A 17,396-nucleotide genomic window follows, 5' to 3' on the forward strand; every position below is an offset into this window, starting at 1 on the left:
TTTTTAGACTCCTGATTCGCGATAGTGGACGTCGCTAACGGCACGCAGACGTTCTGCCGCCTGTTCCGCCGTCAGGTCACGCTGGGTTTCTGCCAGCATTTCGTAGCCCACCATAAATTTACGTACCGTCGCAGAGCGCAGCAGCGGCGGATAGAAATGGGCATGCAATTGCCAGTGCTGATTCTCTTCCCCGTTGAACGGCGCGCCGTGCCAGCCCATGGAGTACGGGAAGGAGCACTGGAACAGATTGTCGTAACGGCTGGTCAGCTTTTTCAGCGCCAGGGCAAGGTCGTCGCGCTGCGCGTCGCTGAGATCGGTTATACGCAGAACATGTGCTTTCGGCAGCAGCAGCGTCTCAAACGGCCACGCGGCCCAGTAAGGCACGACGGCCAGCCAGTGTTCGGTTTCCACCACGGTACGGCTGCCGTCGGCCTGTTCACGCTGCGCGTAGTCCACCAGCATCGGCGAGCCGTTTTCCGCGTAATACGCTTTCTGCAGAGGGTCTTCACGCTTGGCTTCGTTAGGCAGGAAGCTGTTCGCCCAGACCTGGCCGTGCGGATGGGGGTTCGAGCAGCCCATGGCCGCGCCTTTGTTTTCGAACACCTGCACCCACGGATAGCTCTGCCCCAGCTCTGCGGTTTGCGCCTGCCAGGTGCTGACGACCTCTTTCAGCGCGTCCACGCTCAGCTCCGGCAGCGTCTTGCTGTGATCGGGAGAGAAGCAGATCACGCGGCTGGTTCCGCGCGCGCTTTCGCAGCGCATCAGCGGATCGTGGCTTTCAGGCGCGTCCGGCGTGTCGGTCATCAGAGCGGCAAAATCGTTTGTGAACACGAAGGTGCCTTTGTAGTCTGGGTTTTTATCCCCGGTGACGCGCGTGTTGCCCGGACAGAGGAAACAGTCCGGGTCATGCTGTGGCAGCGTCTGTTTTGCAGGCGTCTCCTGCGCCCCCTGCCAGGGGCGCTTAGCGCGATGCGGAGAAACTAAAATCCATTGCCCGCTTAACGGGTTAAAACGACGATGCGGATGATCGACGGGATTAAATTGCGTCATGACGGATCCTTAGTCCGGATAGCCTTGCGGGTGGCGTGACTGCCAATGCCAGGTATCCTGTGCCATTTCATCAAGCGTGCGCGTTACACGCCAGTTAAGCTCTTTGTCGGCTTTGGTGGCATCGGCCCAGTAAGCAGGCAGATCGCCCTCGCGACGCGGGGCGAAGTGGTAGTTCACCGGCTTGCCGCAGGCTTTGCTGAAGGCGTTAACCACGTCCAGCACGCTGCTGCCGACTCCGGCGCCGAGGTTGTAAATATGCACGCCCGGTTTGTCAGCCAGCTGCTGCATGGCCGCAACGTGACCGTCGGCCAGATCCATTACGTGGATGTAGTCGCGCACGCCGGTGCCGTCTTCGGTCGGATAGTCATTGCCAAAAATCGCCAGCGAGTCGCGACGGCCAACGGCAACCTGGGCGATATACGGCATCAGATTGTTTGGGATACCCTGCGGATCTTCGCCCATATCGCCAGACGGATGCGCACCGACCGGGTTGAAGTAGCGCAGCAGCGCGATGCTCCACTCCGGCTGGGCTTTTTGCAGGTCGGTCAGGATCTGCTCCACCATCAGCTTGCTTTTGCCGTACGGGCTTTGCGGGGTACCGGTCGGGAAGCTTTCAACGTAAGGAATTTTCGGCTGATCGCCGTAGACGGTGGCGGAGGAGCTAAAGATGAAGTTTTTGACGTTCGCCGCACGCATGGCGGAGATGAGACGCAGAGTGCCGTTGACGTTGTTGTCGTAATACTCGAGCGGCTTCGCAACGGATTCACCGACCGCTTTCAGTCCCGCGAAGTGGATCACCGCTTCAATGGCGTGGTCGTGAAGGATCTCGGTCATCAGCGCTTCGTTGCGGATGTCGCCTTCCACAAAAGTCGGTTGTTTACCGCCAAGACGTTCAATCACAGGCAGCACGCTGCGCTTACTGTTGCACAGGTTGTCGAGAATGATGACGTCATGGCCGTTTTGCAGCAGCTGCACGCAGGTATGACTACCGATGTAACCGCTACCACCTGTTACCAGAACTCGCATATTTCGCTCCATTGGGCTTATGGTATGTAATAACCATAGCATAACAGAGACGCAAAAAGTGTGACATGGGATAAAATAGTGGAATCGTTTACACTGTTTTTAAAATCCGATTTTCAGCTGCCATGAGGCATTGTAGATCAACGAGATAGCAATGTATTAGTGCAGGTTATCTGAAAAACGAAGGGCGGTGCCCTCCGGGGGTCAATCGAGTTTGCTTTGCAGATAACGATAGTGCTCGCCATCCGGAACAAACTCCAGGCGATGCGTGATGCAGGAGGGGGCATCTTCGGCATGATGTGAAACAAACAGCAGCTGCGTTTCACCTTCGCTAATCAGCACGTCCACAAAGCGGCGGATAAGCTGTCGGTTCAACGGGTCGAGTCCCTGCAGCGGTTCGTCGAGGATCAGCAGCGTAGGGTGTTTCACCAGCGCGCGAACGATCAGTGCCAGACGCTGTTGCCCCCACGACAGGCTATGAAACGGCGCGTCAGCGACCCGGTTGTCCATGCCCAGGATATCCAGCCACTGCTGGGCCAGCTTGTGCTGTTTGTCCGACACCGCCTGATAAATACCGATGGAATCAAAATAGCCGGAGAGGATCACGTTGCGTACCGTGGTACTGACCCGGTAATCCAGATGCAGGCTGCTGCTGACGTAGCCGATATGTTTTTTAATATCCCAGATGGTTTCGCCGCTGCCGCGACGCCGACCGAACAGCGTCAGATCGTTGCTATAGCCCTGCGGGTGATCGCCGGTGATCAGGCTCAGCAGCGTGGATTTCCCCGCGCCGTTGGGGCCGACAATCTGCCAGTGCTCGCCCGGATTGACCGTCCAGCTGAGGCGGTTAAGGATCGGGCGATCGTCATAAGCGACCATCCCGTCACGCAGCACGATGCGCGGCTGGTGGGGATCAAGCGCGTGGCGCGCCGACGGGGCGTCGGGTTCCGGAAGAGTAATACCGTCGAGCTGTTCGCTGTGGGCGAGCTGGGCAATCAGCGCCTGCTTAAGCAGCGCGGTTTTTTCGCCGGTCTCGGTCAGGTTACAGTCGGCCAGGACGCCCGCGTGCTGGATAAATTCCGGAATTTCATCAAAACGGTTAAGCACCAGCACGAGGGTATATCCCTGCTGATTAAGCGACGCTAGCAGGGACGACAGCTGCGCCCGGGATTGCACGTCAAGACCGTCGAACGGTTCGTCCAGAATAAGCAGTTCAGGTTGGCTCATCAGCGCCTGACAAAGCAGCGTTTTTCGCGTCTCGCCGGTCGAAAGGTATTTAAAGCGCCGGTCCAGCAGAGAGGTGATACCAAACTGTTCTGCCAGGCGCTCACAGCGGGCGGGGTCTTTCACCTCATCCTGTATAATTTCTGCGGTCGTGCGGCCGGTATCGTCTTCGCCAGGGCTGAGCAAATCGGTGTTGTTGCGCTGCCACTCGTCGCTGACCAGCTTTTGCAATTGTTCAAACGACAGGCGCGTCAGACGCGTAAAGTCGCTCTGATATTCGCCCTTGAGGAGGTTGAGCTCTCCCGCCAGCGCGCGGGCCAGCGCAGATTTACCGCTGCCGTTGGTGCCGACAAACGCCCAGCTTTCACCCGCGCGTAGTGTCAAATCAGCAATCGTCAGCGTTCGGGTATCGCTAAGACGAAACGTGCCTTGCGAAATATGCAATGATGACATGATTTATCCCTGTTTTTGCAGCAATAGATATCAGGGATACGCACTGTCGGTACGATTGTCAATGCGCTCAGCACAAAGTGGCGATAATCACCCGGTCCGCGTTGAAATACGCGGTGACGACAGCACCTTGTTCTAAGTCGTCCGACTCGCTGAGCGGTAGGGTCGCGCAAAGCGGTTGCCCGTCTGCCAGGGTCATGAGCACTTCGCATTGCGCCTGGCCGCGCTCGATATGGCTGATTGTGCCCTGCAGCTGGTTATCTGCTGCCTTTGCCGCATCGGGATCGCGCGTGATAGTGACCCACGGCGCCTTCAGCAGCACCAGCACCTCTTTACCTTCATCCAGTTCAAGACGCTCTGCGCTCTGCGCCGTTATGGCGGCTTTCAGACGGGTGGTGCCATCGGCAAGCAGGATCTCAATATGCTGCTGTACCTGGAGATCGTCGCGCGCCGTCACCGTACCAAACCACTGGTTGCGGGCGCTGGTTTGTAAAGAGAAGCGGGAAATGGCGGCCAGCAAACTGTCCAGCGGAACGTTATCGTCATCGCTCAACACATCAAACGCTTTTTGCTGGATCTGCGCCAGCAGATCGTAAAGCTGAATAAGGCGCTGGCCATAACGCGTCACGATCGCACCGCCGCCGCCTTTGCCGCCCGTGGCTCTGTCCACCAGCGGGTGTTCGCTCAGGGTGTTCATCTCGTTGATGGCGTCCCAGGCGCTTTTATAGCTGATTCCCGCGTTTTTCGCCCCCTGGCTAATCGAGCCCGTTTGTTCTATTTGTTTAAGCAGGGCGATACGTCGCGGATCGGCGAAAAGCTTTTGCTGAAGTCGTAGAGTGAGGAGAATTTCGGCCTGCATAACAGTGTCCTGGCAAAAAGAGTATTGTGACCCAAATGGTGCAGGGCGCAAAGGGTACCGCACAAAAGGGGATGTTTTTCTCACTATCCAGGGTAGAATGAGTCATTCACAATATCTGGAGAAAACCATGTTAGAGTTGTTGAAAAGTCTGGTATTCGCCGTGATCATGGTACCAGTAGTGATGGCCATCATCCTCGGTGCCATCTACGGCCTGGGTGAAGTGTTCAACGTCTTTTCGAACATTGGTCACAGAGACCAGGCTAAAAAGCAGCATTGATTCCCCCCAAAACGCCCGGCTTGCCCGGGCGTTTTGCTCTCAAGATTTTCCCGTTTTCGCCGATAATATTTAACGTATCACGCCGGTTTACCTCTTCAGCGGTACGATTTAACGCTGGGATCTCCCTGACGTTACCGTTATATTGATGTGTATATAACGCTACTCACAGGAGTTAAAAATGGCACGTACCTGGGTACGCCTTTTCGCAGGGGCAACGCTGACGCTTTCACTTACCGGCCACGCGCTGGCGGACGAGGGTAAAATCACGGTCTTTGCGGCGGCGTCATTGACCAACGCGCTGCAGGATATCGCGGCGGCGTATAAAAAAGAGAAAAACGTCGAGGTTGTCTCCTCGTTTGCCTCTTCCTCGACGCTGGCGCGCCAGATAGAAGCGGGCGCACCGGCGGATCTGTTCATCTCGGCTGACCAGAAGTGGATGGATTACGCGGTGGAGAAGAAAGCGATTGATGCGGCAACCCGCGAAACGCTGCTGGGGAATAGCCTGGTTGTCGTGGCACCAAAAGCCAGCGCTCAGGCTGACTTCACCATCAACAAAGAGACCAACTGGATAAGTCTGCTGAACGGCGGGCGTCTGGCGGTGGGCGATCCGGAGCACGTTCCGGCCGGGATCTACGCCAAAGAAGCGCTGCAAAAGCTGGGCGCATGGGAGACATTGTCGCCGAAGCTGGCTCCGGCGGAAGATGTCCGCGGCGCGCTGGCGCTGGTGGAACGCAACGAAGCCCCGCTGGGCATTGTGTATGGCTCTGATGCCGTCACCAGTAAGGGTGTGAAAGTGGTGGCAACGTTCCCGGAAGACTCCCACAAGAAAGTGGAATATCCTGTTGCGATTGTTGATGGACATAAAAATGCGACCGTGACGGCTTTCCGCGATTATCTGAAGGGGCCTGAAGCGTCCGCTATCTTTAAACGTTACGGATTTACGACTCACTGATGATATTGACCGATCCTGAATGGCAGGCTGTTCTGCTGAGCCTTAAAGTCTCTTCCCTGGCGGTTGCGCTGAGTTTGCCCTTTGGGATCTTCTTTGCCTGGCTACTGGTTCGCTGTCAGTTTCCCGGCAAAACGCTGCTCGACAGCGTGCTTCATCTTCCGCTCGTTTTGCCGCCCGTAGTGGTCGGTTACCTGCTGCTGATTTCGATGGGGCGACGCGGTTTTATCGGCGAGAAGCTCTACGACTGGTTTGGGCTGACGTTCGCTTTTAGCTGGCGCGGTGCGGTACTGGCTGCGGCGGTGATGTCATTCCCGCTGATGGTGAGGGCGATACGCCTCGCGCTGGAAGGGGTGGACATGAAGCTTGAACAGGCGGCCCGCACGCTGGGCGCCGGGCGCTGGCGCGTCTTTTTCACCATCACGCTTCCGCTGACGCTGCCGGGCATTATTGTCGGCACGGTGCTGGCCTTCGCCCGCTCGCTCGGCGAGTTTGGCGCGACGATCACGTTTGTGTCGAACATACCCGGCGAGACGCGAACTATCCCGTCGGCAATGTATACCCTGATTCAAACGCCGGGCGGTGAAGGCGCGGCGGCGCGGCTCTGTATCATCTCAATCGTATTAGCCCTGGTATCGCTGCTGGTGTCGGAATGGCTGGCGCGGCTGAGCCGTGAGCGGATGGGGAAATAAGCATGCTGGAACTGAATTTCACTCAGACGCTGGGAAACCATACCCTGACGCTTAACGAGGCGCTGCCTGCAAGCGGTATCACCGCCATTTTCGGCGTGTCGGGGGCGGGAAAAACGTCGCTGATAAATGCCATCAGCGGCCTGACGCGCCCGCAGTCTGGCCGTATTGTTCTGAATAACCGCGTTCTGAATGACGTGGAAAACAAGGTGTATCTGTCGCCGGATAAACGCCGCATCGGCTATGTTTTCCAGGATGCACGCCTGTTCCCGCACTACAGCGTGCGCGGCAACCTGCGTTACGGCATGGCGAAAAGCATGGCCGGGCAGTTTGATAAGCTGGTGACGCTGTTAGGCATTGAGCCATTGCTCGACAGGCTGCCCTCCTCGCTCTCCGGTGGAGAAAAACAGCGCGTAGCCATTGGCCGCGCGTTGCTGACCGCACCCGAACTGCTGCTGCTCGACGAACCGCTGGCCTCGCTCGATATTCCGCGTAAACGTGAGCTCCTGCCCTACCTGCAGCGCCTGACGCGGGAAATTAATATTCCGATGCTCTACGTCAGCCATTCGCTGGACGAAATCCTCCATCTGGCCGACAAGGTGCTGGTGCTGGAAGAGGGCAGCGTCAAGGCCTTCGGCAACCTGGAAGAGGTGTGGGGCAGCAGCGTCATGCATCCGTGGTTACCCAGGGAGCAGCAGAGCAGCATCCTGAAGGTGAGCGTGCTGGAACACCATCCACACTACGCGATGACCGCCCTGGCGTTGGGTGACCAGCATCTTTGGGTCAATAAGATCGACAAGCCGTTACAGTCCGCGCTGCGTATTCGTATTCAGGCATCTGACGTCTCGCTGGTGCTGCAGCCGCCGCTGCAAACCAGTATTCGAAATATCCTGCGCGCCAAAGTCGCGGAGTGTTTTGATGATAACGGCCAGGTGGAAGTGAAGCTCGAGGTCGGCAGCAGGACGCTCTGGGCGCGCATCAGCCCGTGGGCCAGGGATGAGTTAGGGATCAAACCCGGCCTGTGGCTCTACGCGCAAATTAAGAGCGTCTCGATCACCGCCTGATTACAGCAGGTGGGTATAAATGTACTGCGCGATGCTGTCGGTGGTGTTGTCGCCAATCACCACGTTCGCGCGCGCTTTGACCGCGTCGTCGGCATTGCCCATCGCCACGCCCGTACCGACGGCTTCCAGCATGCTTATGTCGTTGTAGTTGTCGCCGAAGGCGATCGCGTCCTGCATCGACCAGCCTTTTGATTCCACATACTGCGTCAGGCGTTTGCCTTTGCTGTTGCCTTTGCGGGCAATATCCACCTGATCGTGCCAGGACCATTCACACTCCAGACCCAGCGTCTGCTCCACGTGTTTCGCGAAGGCATTCAGCTTGGTGGTGTCTTCATCCGTCAGGGCGAATTTCCAGATAGCCTCAACGTCCTGGGCCGCCTGACGCAGGGAGGAAACCTGGGTAAAGACGGGACGCTGCGCTTCAGGTAGGGACAACGCCCAGTTGCTGGTGCGCACCACGTGGCCGGTAGGGCGCTCGTAGACCATCGCGTTATCCACATACATCAGGCCGTGAACGGCATGCTGATCCAGCAGATCAATCAGTTGCAGCGCCTGGGGAACCGGCAGCGGGTCGGATTCTAAAACCTTTTTTGCCTGATAATCATACAAATAAGTGCCATTACAACAAATTGCAGGTGTATCTAACGCCAGTGCCTGATAAAAAGGGTGAATGGCAACGTGATGTCGACCCGTTACGATAAGGAGTTGATATCCCGCTTCCTGCGCGCGTTTAAGCGCTTCCAGAGAAGAGGGGAGAAGGGTTTTTTGCGGCGTCAGTAAGGTACCGTCTAAATCCAGAGCAATCACACGCGAGGTCATCTGTTTTCCCGGGTTAATATTGAATTTACGTTTTGATGGGATGGTACACCGAGAGGCGAACGCTTCAAAATTCCTGTCGACAATTCAGCATTCACCGTCAAAAGTTAACTACTTTCATGCGCAGTGAGGAGTGAATATTCATGAAACAAACCGTTTATACCGCCAGTCCTGAAAGCCAGCAGATCCACGTCTGGCGTTTAAATACCGAAGGGACACTCACGCTGGTTCAGGTTGTTGATGTGCCAGGCCAGGTGCAGCCGATGGTCATCAGCCCGGATAAACGTTTCTTGTACGTGGGTGTGCGCCCGGAGTTTCGCGTGCTGGCCTATCGCATTTCTCCGGACGACGGTGCGCTGACGTACACTGCTGAAGCCCCGTTGCCGGGCAGCCCAACCCATATCTCTACCGATCGCAAAGGCAACTTTGTCTTCAGCGGCTCGTATAACGCGGGCTGCGTCAGCGTAACGCGTCTGGAAGACGGCATTCCGGTCGAAACCGTGGATGTGGTGGAAGGGCTTGAAGGCTGCCACTCGGCGAATATCTCTCCGGATAACCGCACGCTGTGGGTGCCTGCCCTGAAGCAGGATCGTATCTGCCTGTTCACCCTGAGCGACGATGGTCACCTGGTGGCGCAGAATCCAGCTGAAGTTACGACTGTTGAAGGCGCTGGTCCGCGTCATATGGTCTTCCACCCGAACCAGCAGTATGCCTACGTGGTCAACGAACTGAACAGCTCAGTGGACGTATGGGAACTGAAAGATCCAAACGGTCAGATTGAGTGCGTGCAGACGCTGGACATGATGCCGTCTGATTTCTCCGACACCCGCTGGGCGGCGGATATCCACATTACGCCAGATGGCCGCCATCTGTACGCCTGCGACCGTACCTCCAGCCTGATTACCGTGTTTAGCGTTTCCGAAGACGGCAGCGTGCTGGCGGTTGAAGGCTTCCAGCCGACGGAAACCCAGCCGCGCGGCTTTAATATCGATCACAGCGGCAAATACCTGATTGCAGCGGGGCAGAAATCCCACCATATCGCGCTGTACGAAATTAAAGGCGAGCAGGGGCTGCTGGAAGAGAAAGGGCGCTACGCCGTAGGCCAGGGGCCGATGTGGGTGGTGGTTAACGCTCACTAAGCGGCTGAAAACAAAAAACCTCGCGAATGCGAGGTTTTTTTATCTCTGTGTGCCGGGTAAGGCGAAGCCGCACCCGGCAAAACAGCTTACTGCTTCGGCTCAGCAACCACTTTGCTACCCAGACCGCGGTTGTTGTACTCCCACATGCGGTTGAAGTTAGCGTCGTTCAGGTTGCGCTGCACGTTCCCTTTATCATCCACCGCACCGGTGTTGCCGGAGAATGGACGTTTGGAGATCGCGGCATCCGCCCACGGTTTCGCCATGTTGAAGCCTTCGTTGATCACGCTGTCGCGGATCACAACCTGACCGTTGGTGGCTGAGTCCACGTCCAGGGAGCGTCCCAGCTGCGCCACGCCGTCACCGGCAGCATTAAAGCGGCTGTTCACGGCCAGGAAGCCGAAGAAGAGGTTCGACTGGGTTGCCGGAGCAAACACGTAACCTTCCTGCTGAGTACGTGAGTTCACCACGCGGAAATCGGTATTATCAAACACCACCGCGCCGCGACCGGACACCAGGTCCACGTCACCTTCAACGTAGCTGTTGGTCACAAGGGTACGGGTCAGACGGTTATTCTGCAGCGTGTTCTGCACGCCGCTATTGGTCACGAAGAAGGTGTTCTGACGGCCCAGAATGTTGACGTTGTTAATCTGTACCTTATCGCCATCGCTGCGCAGCGCAACGGCCTGGTGGTTACCGGCGTCAACGCTGTCACCCAGGGTATTCTGAATGGTCAGGTTCTGCAGCTGCAGACCGTTATTCTGAGACCAGAATACCGCCGAGCACATTACGCCAATAGTGGCGGAACGCTTGCTCTGGCAGTTATCAAACATATACCACGCCGGTTTGCCCGGCATATATTTACCGGCCGGGTTCACCAGGTGACGCCAGGTGTTGCTGTCGATTTCGGAATCAATCGCCAGGCCAATTTTTACGTCAATCGCTTTTTCGCCCAGACCGTAAAGCGTAATGCTGCCTGGTGCCGCCGGAACATACACGGTGCCTTCATATTCACCAGGCAGGATCGCGATGTACTGGCGAGACGCGCTGTGTTTAGTGATGGCAGCATCAACCGCAGCCTGAATTGAGGTATGCGTTACGCCCTGCGCACCCGCCGGGCCAACCACGAAGTCAGGCTGTTTCGGCAGATTAATAGACGACGGGGTCCACGGCGCAGCGTTAGGATCCATCGCTGAGAAGTAGTGTGCACGGTCGAAGTTCTTCGCTTCATCAGCGGACAAAATCGGGCGGGAGACGGTACCGGGCGCAACCTGCTCAGAAGGGCGCTGATCCGGTGGTGTTGAACTGCATGCGGATAAGGTCACGCCAAAGGCGAGTGCTAACGCCAGACGGGAAATCCTGGAAATGTTCAAGGTAGAGCTCCTGGGTATGCAAGTCTTTACGGGACAGACGAAATAGCCTGCTTTTTTATACTAAGTTGAGCGAAACGGGAAGATAAAAAGGGTAAAAGTTCCATTTTTAGCCCGAGAGCGGCAAGTAAGTGATCACAAATAACTAACATTTTCCTTCAAGGCGGTTGACAGTAGACGGTGGATGCAAATAAATGTCTATACAACCCATGACAAGTGGAATGCCCATGCAGCAGATTCATCCCGACGATGTGATATGGCGAAATGCGCGACTGGCTACGATGGTGCCGGACGTATCTGCGCCCTATGGACTGAAAGAGCAACATGCCCTGGTCGTACGGGGTCAAACTATCCTGGCCGTGATCCCTGAATCTGACATTCCGGTCGGACACCGTCACTGCGTCGATCTCCAGGGGCGTCTGGTCACGCCTGGCCTGATTGACTGCCATACCCACCTTGTATTTGGCGGCGATCGCGCGGCGGAGTGGGAGCAGCGTCTTAACGGCGTCTCTTATCAAACCATCAGCGCCCAGGGGGGCGGGATTAACGCTACCGTGACGGCGACCCGCAGCGGCTCGCCCGAAACCCTGCTTAAGCTGGCGCAGCAGCGGCTTCAGCGTCTGATGAATGAAGGCGTCACTACGGTTGAAATCAAATCCGGATACGGTCTAAACCCCGAGGCCGAAGAGAAGATGCTGCAGGTTGCCCGCCAGCTGAGCCTCAATAATCCGATCGATATCAGCCCAACGCTGCTCGCCGCGCATGCGGTTCCGCCGGAATACCGACAGGATCCAGACGCGTACCTCACGCTGGTCTGTGAGCAGATATTGCCCACGCTGTGGCAAAAAGAGTTATACGAAGCAGTAGACGTGTTCTGCGAAAACGTCGGCTTTACGCCGTCGCAAACCGAGCGTCTCTTTAAGGCGGCAACCGCGCTCGGTATCCCGGTGAAAGGGCATGTTGAGCAGCTTTCAAATCAGGGCGGTGCGGCGCTGGTCAGCCGGTATAAAGGACTCTCCGCCGATCATATCGAATATCTCGACGAAGCAGGCATTCAGGCGATGGCGCAAAGCGGCACGGTTGCGGTCCTGCTCCCCGGCGCGTTCTATTTTCTGCAGGAGCGCCAGCGTCCGCCGGTGGAACAGCTCAGAGAACGAGGCGTGCCGATGGCGGTCGCCACCGACTATAACCCCGGCACCAGCCCGTTTGCCAGCCTGCACCTGGCGATGAACATGGCCTGCGTCCAGTTTGGCCTGACGCCCGAGGAAGCCTGGGCTGGCGTCACGCGCCATGCCGCGCAGGCGCTGGGCCGTGGTGCAACCCACGGTCAGCTGCGGGCCGGGTTTGTCGCTGATTTTATCGTCTGGGATGCTCATCATCCGGTAGAGATGGTCTACGAGCCGGGACGCAACCCGCTGTATCAACGTATTTTTCGTGGGGAGGCAGTATGAAGCTATGGCGGCCCGTAGCCGAAACGGTCTGGCAGGGGCGCGACGACAGCGCCGAGGCCAGCAACGCAACGCGTATTTTCCAGACGATACGGCAGCAGGGAGCGTTCACGCCGCTGGCATCCGGCATTGCGCTGATAGGCTTTGAATGTGATGCAGGCGTAAAACGCAATCAGGGCAGGCCCGGCGCCGTGCAGGCGCCGGATATACTGCGAAAAGCGCTGGCGAATATGGCCAGCCATCAGGGACACGATCGGCTGGCGGATATGGGCTCGGTTTACGTTGAAGGTGACGAGCTTGAGGCGGCACAGCAGGCGTTAAGCGATGCCGTCACGTCATGCCAGCGGTCCGGGATGCGTACGCTGGTCTTTGGCGGCGGACACGAAACCGCGTGGGCGCACGGTCGCGGCGTGCTGGACGCCTTCCCGGACGAGCGGGTTGTCATTATCAATCTTGATGCCCATCTCGATCTGCGCAAGGCCGACCGGGCGACGTCCGGCACGCCGTTTCGCCAGCTGGCGCACTACTGCGATGAGCGCGGGCGGGAATTTCAGTACGCCTGCTTTGGCGTGAGCCGGGCGGCGAACACGCTGGCGCTGTGGGATGAGGCCGAACGCCTGAACGTCACGCTGGTGGAAGATCTCCATTTCAGGCGCGATGCGCTATCCGCGCTGGAAAAGGTGCTGGCGCAGGCCGATCGTATCTATCTGACGATCGATCTGGACGTCCTGCCCGCCAGCGAAATGCCCGCCGTGTCCGCACCGGCCGCGTTAGGCATACCGGCGCTGGATCTTCTCCCGGTTATCGAACAAATCTGCCGCAGCGGTAAGCTACAGGCCGCCGATCTGGTAGAGTTTAACCCGCAGTACGATCGGGACGGGCAGGGCGCAAAGCTTGCCGCCCGTCTGGCCTGGCAAATTGCTCACTGGTGGGCATAACACTATTCAAGGAGTCACGATGTTTTCACGCTCACCCCTGCCGCAGTCGAGCCCTCCCGCGCCTTTCTACGAAAAGGTGAAGCAGGCGATCAGTGAAAAAATCGCCACCGGCGTCTGGCGCCCGCACGACCGCATTCCCTCGGAGGCCGATCTGGTGGCGCAGTTTGGCTTTAGCCGGATGACCGTCAACCGGGCGCTGCGCGAGCTGACTGACGAAGGGCTTCTGGTGCGCCTGCAGGGCGTGGGGACGTTTGTGGCGGAACCGAAAGGGCAGTCCGCCCTGTTTGAAATCCGCAGTATTGCGGACGAAATTGCCGCGCGTAATCATCAGCACCGCTGTGAGGTGCTGGTGCTCGAAGAGACCCAGGCCAGCGCTGAGCAGGCGGTAGAGCTGAACGTCAAAGAAGGCAGCCGCATCTTCCACTCCGTGATGGTGCATTTCGAAAACGACATTCCGGTGCAGATTGAAGATCGCTGCGTTAACGCCGAACGGATACCGGACTATCTGAACCAGGATTACACCCAGACCACGCCGCATGCCTATCTGTCGCTTGTCGCACCGCTGACGGAAGGGGAGCACATTGTGGAAGCCGTGCGCGCCACGCCGCAGGAGTGCGAACGGCTGCGGATTAAAGAGCACGACCCGTGCCTGCTGATCCGCCGTCGAACCTGGTCCTCGTCGCACATCGTGTCGCATGCCCGGCTGCTTTTCCCGGGGAACCGTTACCGGCTGCAGGGCCACTTTATGTCATAAGTTTTATAAGCGTGATCGCTAACGCAATATAACAAAATTGTATCTTTTTTGTTAAATCTGGCCTTGTGTGTGCTTGTCTATACAAGTATATCTAAATGCATCATCTGTCCCTTATGAGGAGCACACAATGTCGTCAGGTAAATACCGCCAGCAGGACGTCCGCGCCGCGCGCGGCACCACCCTTACAGCCAAAAGCTGGCTCACCGAAGCCCCGCTGCGCATGTTGATGAACAACCTTGATCCTGAGGTGGCGGAAAACCCCCACGAGCTGGTGGTCTACGGCGGCATTGGCCGCGCCGCGCGCAACTGGGAATGCTATGACGCCATTGTTAAGGCACTGACCGAACTCGAAAACGACGAAACCCTGCTGGTGCAGTCCGGCAAGCCGGTTGGCGTGTTTAAAACGCATAAAAACGCCCCGCGCGTGCTGATCGCCAACTCTAACCTCGTGCCGCACTGGGCCACCTGGGAGCACTTCAACGAACTCGACGCCAAAGGGCTGGCAATGTATGGCCAGATGACCGCCGGGAGCTGGATCTACATCGGCAGCCAGGGGATTGTGCAGGGCACCTACGAGACCTTCGTGGAAGCCGGTCGCCAGCACTACAACGGCTCGCTGAAAGGCCGCTGGGTGCTCACAGCAGGTCTCGGCGGGATGGGCGGCGCGCAGCCGCTGGCCGCCACGCTGGCCGGTGCGTGTTCGCTGAATATTGAGTGCCAGCAGAGCCGCATTGATTTCCGTCTGCGCACCCGTTACGTCGACGAGCAGGCCGAGAATCTCGATGACGCGCTGGCGCGCATCAAAAAATACACGTCCGAAGGCAAAGCGGTGTCGATTGCCCTGTGCGGCAACGCGGCGGACATTCTTCCTGAACTCGTTGCCCGCGGCGTGCGTCCGGATCTGGTCACCGACCAGACCAGCGCCCATGACCCGCTGCACGGTTACCTGCCGAAAGGCTGGACGTGGGAAGCCTATCAGCAAAAAGCGGAAACCGATCCGGAAGGCACGGTGCTTGCCGCGAAGCGCTCCATGGCCGAGCACGTCTCCGCCATGCTGGCCTTCAGCCAGATGGGCATTCCGACCTTTGACTACGGCAACAACATTCGCCAGATGGCGAAAGAGATGGGCGTGAATAACGCCTTCGACTTCCCCGGCTTCGTCCCGGCCTATATCCGCCCGCTGTTCTGCCGCGGTATCGGTCCGTTCCGCTGGGTTGCCCTGTCCGGTGACCCGGAGGATATCTACAAAACTGACGCCAAAGTGAAGGAGATCGTCGCCGATGACGAACACCTGCACCACTGGCTGGACATGGCCCGCGAGCGCATTAACTTCCAGGGCCTGCCGGCGCGTATCTGCTGGGTAGGGCTGGAGTGGCGGCAAAAGCTGGGTCTGGCCTTTAACGAAATGGTGCGCAGCGGTGAAGTCTCCGCGCCGATCGTCATTGGCCGCGACCACCTGGACTCCGGCTCAGTTGCCAGCCCGAACCGTGAAACCGAAGCCATGCGCGACGGCTCGGATGCGGTCTCCGACTGGCCGCTGCTGAACGCCCTGCTGAATACCGCCAGCGGCGCGACCTGGGTGTCGCTGCACCACGGCGGCGGCGTGGGGATGGGCTTCTCCCAGCATTCCGGGATGGTTATCGTCTGTGACGGAACGGATGAAGCCGCCGCGCGTATCGCTCGCGTGCTGCACAACGACCCGGCAACCGGCGTGATGCGTCACGCGGATGCGGGTTACGAGATTGCCATTGACTGTGCCAAAGAGCAGGGCCTTAACCTGCCGATGATCCCTGCCACACAAGGAAAGCATGAATGAACGCGTTAACACTCACTCCCGGCTCGCTGACGCTTAAACAGCTGCGTAACGTCTGGCGTCAGCCGGTCACCCTTTCACTTGATGAAAGTGCCCACGCCGCCATTAACGACAGTGTCGCCTGCGTTGAAGCCATCGTTGCCGAAGGGCGCACGGCTTACGGGATTAACACCGGCTTTGGGCTGCTGGCGCAGACCCGCATCGCGACGCACGATCTGGAAAACCTGCAGCGTTCGCTGGTGCTGTCGCATGCGGCGGGCGTTGGCCAGCCGCTTGACGATGAGATTGTCCGTCTGATGATGGTACTCAAAATCAACAGCCTGGCGCGCGGTTTCTCCGGCATTCGCCTGAGCGTGATCCAGGCGCTGATGGCGCTGGTGAATGCGGAGGTCTATCCGTGGATCCCGGCGAAGGGCTCCGTCGGGGCCTCCGGCGATCTCGCGCCGCTGGCGCACATGTCGCTGCTGCTGCTGGGTGAAGGCAAAGCGCGCTGGCAGGGCGAGTGGCTTCCGGCGAAAGAGGCGCTGAAAAAAGCCGGGTTAACGCCGATCACGCTGGCGGCGAAAGAGGGGCTGGCGCTGCTGAACGGCACGCAGGCATCGACAGCTTTCGCGCTGCGCGGCCTGTTTGAAGCGGAAGATCTGTTTGCCTCGGCGGTGGTGTGCGGTGCGCTGACTACCGAAGCGGTGCTGGGCTCGCGTCGCCCGTTCGATGCCCGCATCCACGAGGTGCGCGGTCAGCGCGGGCAGATCGATGCCGCCGCGATGTACCGTCACGTGCTTACCGACACCAGCGAGATCGCGGATTCACACCACAACTGTGAAAAGGTGCAGGATCCCTATTCCCTGCGCTGCCAGCCGCAGGTGATGGGCGCATGCCTGACGCAGCTGCGCCAGGCGGCGGAGGTGCTGCTGGTGGAGGCCAACGCGGTGTCCGATAACCCGCTGGTGTTCGCCCAGGAAAACGAGGTGGTCTCAGGCGGTAACTTCCACGCCGAGCCGGTGGCAATGGCTGCGGACAACATCGCGCTGGCGATTGCCGAAGTCGGCGCGTTGTCCGAGCGCCGCATCGCGCTGATGATGGATAAACACATGTCCCAGCTGCCACCGTTCCTGGTGCGTAACGGCGGGGTCAACTCGGGCTTTATGATTGCTCAGGTGACGGCCGCAGCGCTGGCAAGCGAGAACAAGGCGCTGTCGCATCCGCACAGCGTGGACAGCCTGCCCACCTCGGCGAATCAGGAAGATCACGTTTCGATGGCACCGGCTGCCGGGCGTCGTCTCTGGGAAATGGCCTCCAACACCCGCGGCGTGCTGGCGGTGGAATGGCTGGCGGCGAGTCAGGGTATCGATCTGCGTGAAGGGCTTAAATCCAGCCCGCTGCTGGAGCAGGCGCGTCAGGTGCTGCGCGAGCACGTCACGCATTACGATGACGACCGCTTCTTCGCCCCGGATATTGATAAGGCGATGCAGCTTCTGGAAGAAGGGCGGCTGGTGGGGCTGTTACCTTCGGTGCTGTGATTTTTTTGCCCGGTGG

General features: G+C 58.4%; 16 protein-coding genes. 10 read left to right on the forward strand and 6 right to left on the reverse strand.

Translation table 11 applies throughout. The features are described from left to right. Positions 1 to 3 precede the first annotated feature (3 nt). From galT to modE, 4 genes are all read right to left on the reverse strand, one after another. Positions 4 to 1,050, reverse strand: coding sequence for a galactose-1-phosphate uridylyltransferase (gene galT, locus LRM19_RS02390; RefSeq protein ID WP_271367194.1), 1,047 nt, complete (start codon positions 1,048 to 1,050; stop codon positions 4 to 6). A gap of 9 nt (positions 1,051 to 1,059) precedes the next feature. Next, complete coding sequence (galE, locus tag LRM19_RS02395; protein ID WP_048026980.1) at positions 1,060 to 2,076, reverse strand: UDP-glucose 4-epimerase GalE; 1,017 nt, start codon at positions 2,074 to 2,076, stop codon at positions 1,060 to 1,062. A 201-nt stretch (positions 2,077 to 2,277) separates the two neighbouring features. Continuing rightward, positions 2,278 to 3,750, reverse strand: coding sequence for a molybdate ABC transporter ATP-binding protein ModF (gene modF, locus LRM19_RS02400; protein WP_271367195.1), 1,473 nt, complete (start codon positions 3,748 to 3,750; stop codon positions 2,278 to 2,280). Positions 3,751 to 3,817: 67 nt separating this feature from the next. Beyond that, positions 3,818 to 4,606 carry a molybdenum-dependent transcriptional regulator gene (gene modE, locus LRM19_RS02405; RefSeq protein WP_271367197.1) on the reverse strand — a complete coding sequence of 263 codons (789 nt, stop codon included), beginning with the start codon at positions 4,604 to 4,606 and terminating at the stop codon, positions 3,818 to 3,820. A 127-nt stretch (positions 4,607 to 4,733) separates the two neighbouring features. Between modE and LRM19_RS02410 the strand changes: the two genes are divergently transcribed. From LRM19_RS02410 to modC, 4 genes are all read left to right on the forward strand, one after another. Next, positions 4,734 to 4,883 (forward strand): AcrZ family multidrug efflux pump-associated protein, encoded by a 150-nt coding sequence (locus tag LRM19_RS02410; RefSeq protein ID WP_008501118.1) that lies wholly within the window; start codon positions 4,734 to 4,736, stop codon positions 4,881 to 4,883. 178 nt (positions 4,884 to 5,061) lie between these two features. Continuing rightward, the gene (modA, locus tag LRM19_RS02415) at positions 5,062 to 5,835 is read left to right on the forward strand and encodes a molybdate ABC transporter substrate-binding protein (RefSeq protein ID WP_271367200.1); all 774 of its coding nucleotides are present in this window, start codon (positions 5,062 to 5,064) and stop codon (positions 5,833 to 5,835) included. Next, a complete protein-coding gene (gene modB / locus LRM19_RS02420; RefSeq protein ID WP_271367202.1) occupies positions 5,835 to 6,524 on the forward strand; it encodes a molybdate ABC transporter permease subunit in 690 nt (229 codons plus the stop codon). Before modA ends, modB begins: the two co-directional genes overlap by 1 nt. 2 nt (positions 6,525 to 6,526) lie before the next feature. Further along, entirely contained in the window at positions 6,527 to 7,585 is a 1,059-nt protein-coding gene (modC, locus tag LRM19_RS02425) for a molybdenum ABC transporter ATP-binding protein ModC (RefSeq protein ID WP_252092656.1), read from the forward strand. On the opposite strand, the gene LRM19_RS02430 is transcribed toward modC, so the two are convergent. Next, the gene (locus LRM19_RS02430) at positions 7,586 to 8,404 is read right to left on the reverse strand and encodes a pyridoxal phosphatase (RefSeq protein WP_271367204.1); all 819 of its coding nucleotides are present in this window, start codon (positions 8,402 to 8,404) and stop codon (positions 7,586 to 7,588) included. A 140-nt stretch (positions 8,405 to 8,544) separates the two neighbouring features. On the opposite strand from LRM19_RS02430, the gene pgl reads away from it, so the two are divergent. Then, positions 8,545 to 9,540, forward strand: a complete 996-nt coding sequence (gene pgl / locus LRM19_RS02435) for a 6-phosphogluconolactonase (RefSeq protein ID WP_045909472.1) — start codon at positions 8,545 to 8,547, stop codon at positions 9,538 to 9,540. 86 nt (positions 9,541 to 9,626) lie between these two features. On the opposite strand, the gene LRM19_RS02440 is transcribed toward pgl, so the two are convergent. Next, positions 9,627 to 10,910, reverse strand: a complete 1,284-nt coding sequence (locus tag LRM19_RS02440) for a putative acyl-CoA thioester hydrolase (protein ID WP_271367206.1) — start codon at positions 10,908 to 10,910, stop codon at positions 9,627 to 9,629. A gap of 224 nt (positions 10,911 to 11,134) precedes the next feature. On the opposite strand from LRM19_RS02440, the gene hutI reads away from it, so the two are divergent. The 5 genes from hutI to hutH all read left to right on the forward strand — a co-directional run bounded on the left by hutI (position 11,135) and on the right by hutH (position 17,380). Continuing rightward, the gene (gene hutI / locus LRM19_RS02445) at positions 11,135 to 12,358 is read left to right on the forward strand and encodes an imidazolonepropionase (protein ID WP_271367208.1); all 1,224 of its coding nucleotides are present in this window, start codon (positions 11,135 to 11,137) and stop codon (positions 12,356 to 12,358) included. Beyond that, complete coding sequence (gene hutG / locus LRM19_RS02450) at positions 12,355 to 13,293, forward strand: formimidoylglutamase (RefSeq protein WP_271367210.1); 939 nt, start codon at positions 12,355 to 12,357, stop codon at positions 13,291 to 13,293. Before hutI ends, hutG begins: the two co-directional genes overlap by 4 nt. Before the next feature lie 19 nt (positions 13,294 to 13,312). After that, a complete protein-coding gene (locus tag LRM19_RS02455) occupies positions 13,313 to 14,047 on the forward strand; it encodes a histidine utilization repressor (RefSeq protein WP_271367211.1) in 735 nt (244 codons plus the stop codon). A 127-nt stretch (positions 14,048 to 14,174) separates the two neighbouring features. Next, positions 14,175 to 15,863 carry a urocanate hydratase gene (gene hutU / locus LRM19_RS02460; protein ID WP_271367212.1) on the forward strand — a complete coding sequence of 563 codons (1,689 nt, stop codon included), beginning with the start codon at positions 14,175 to 14,177 and terminating at the stop codon, positions 15,861 to 15,863. Then, complete coding sequence (gene hutH, locus LRM19_RS02465; RefSeq protein ID WP_032656312.1) at positions 15,860 to 17,380, forward strand: histidine ammonia-lyase; 1,521 nt, start codon at positions 15,860 to 15,862, stop codon at positions 17,378 to 17,380. The genes hutU and hutH overlap by 4 nt, the downstream gene beginning before the upstream one ends. The last annotated feature ends 16 nt before the right edge of the window (positions 17,381 to 17,396 follow it).

This window comes from Enterobacter sp. PI-10 (genome assembly GCF_027947695.1).
GTDB lineage: Bacteria > Pseudomonadota > Gammaproteobacteria > Enterobacterales > Enterobacteriaceae > Enterobacter > Enterobacter vonholyi.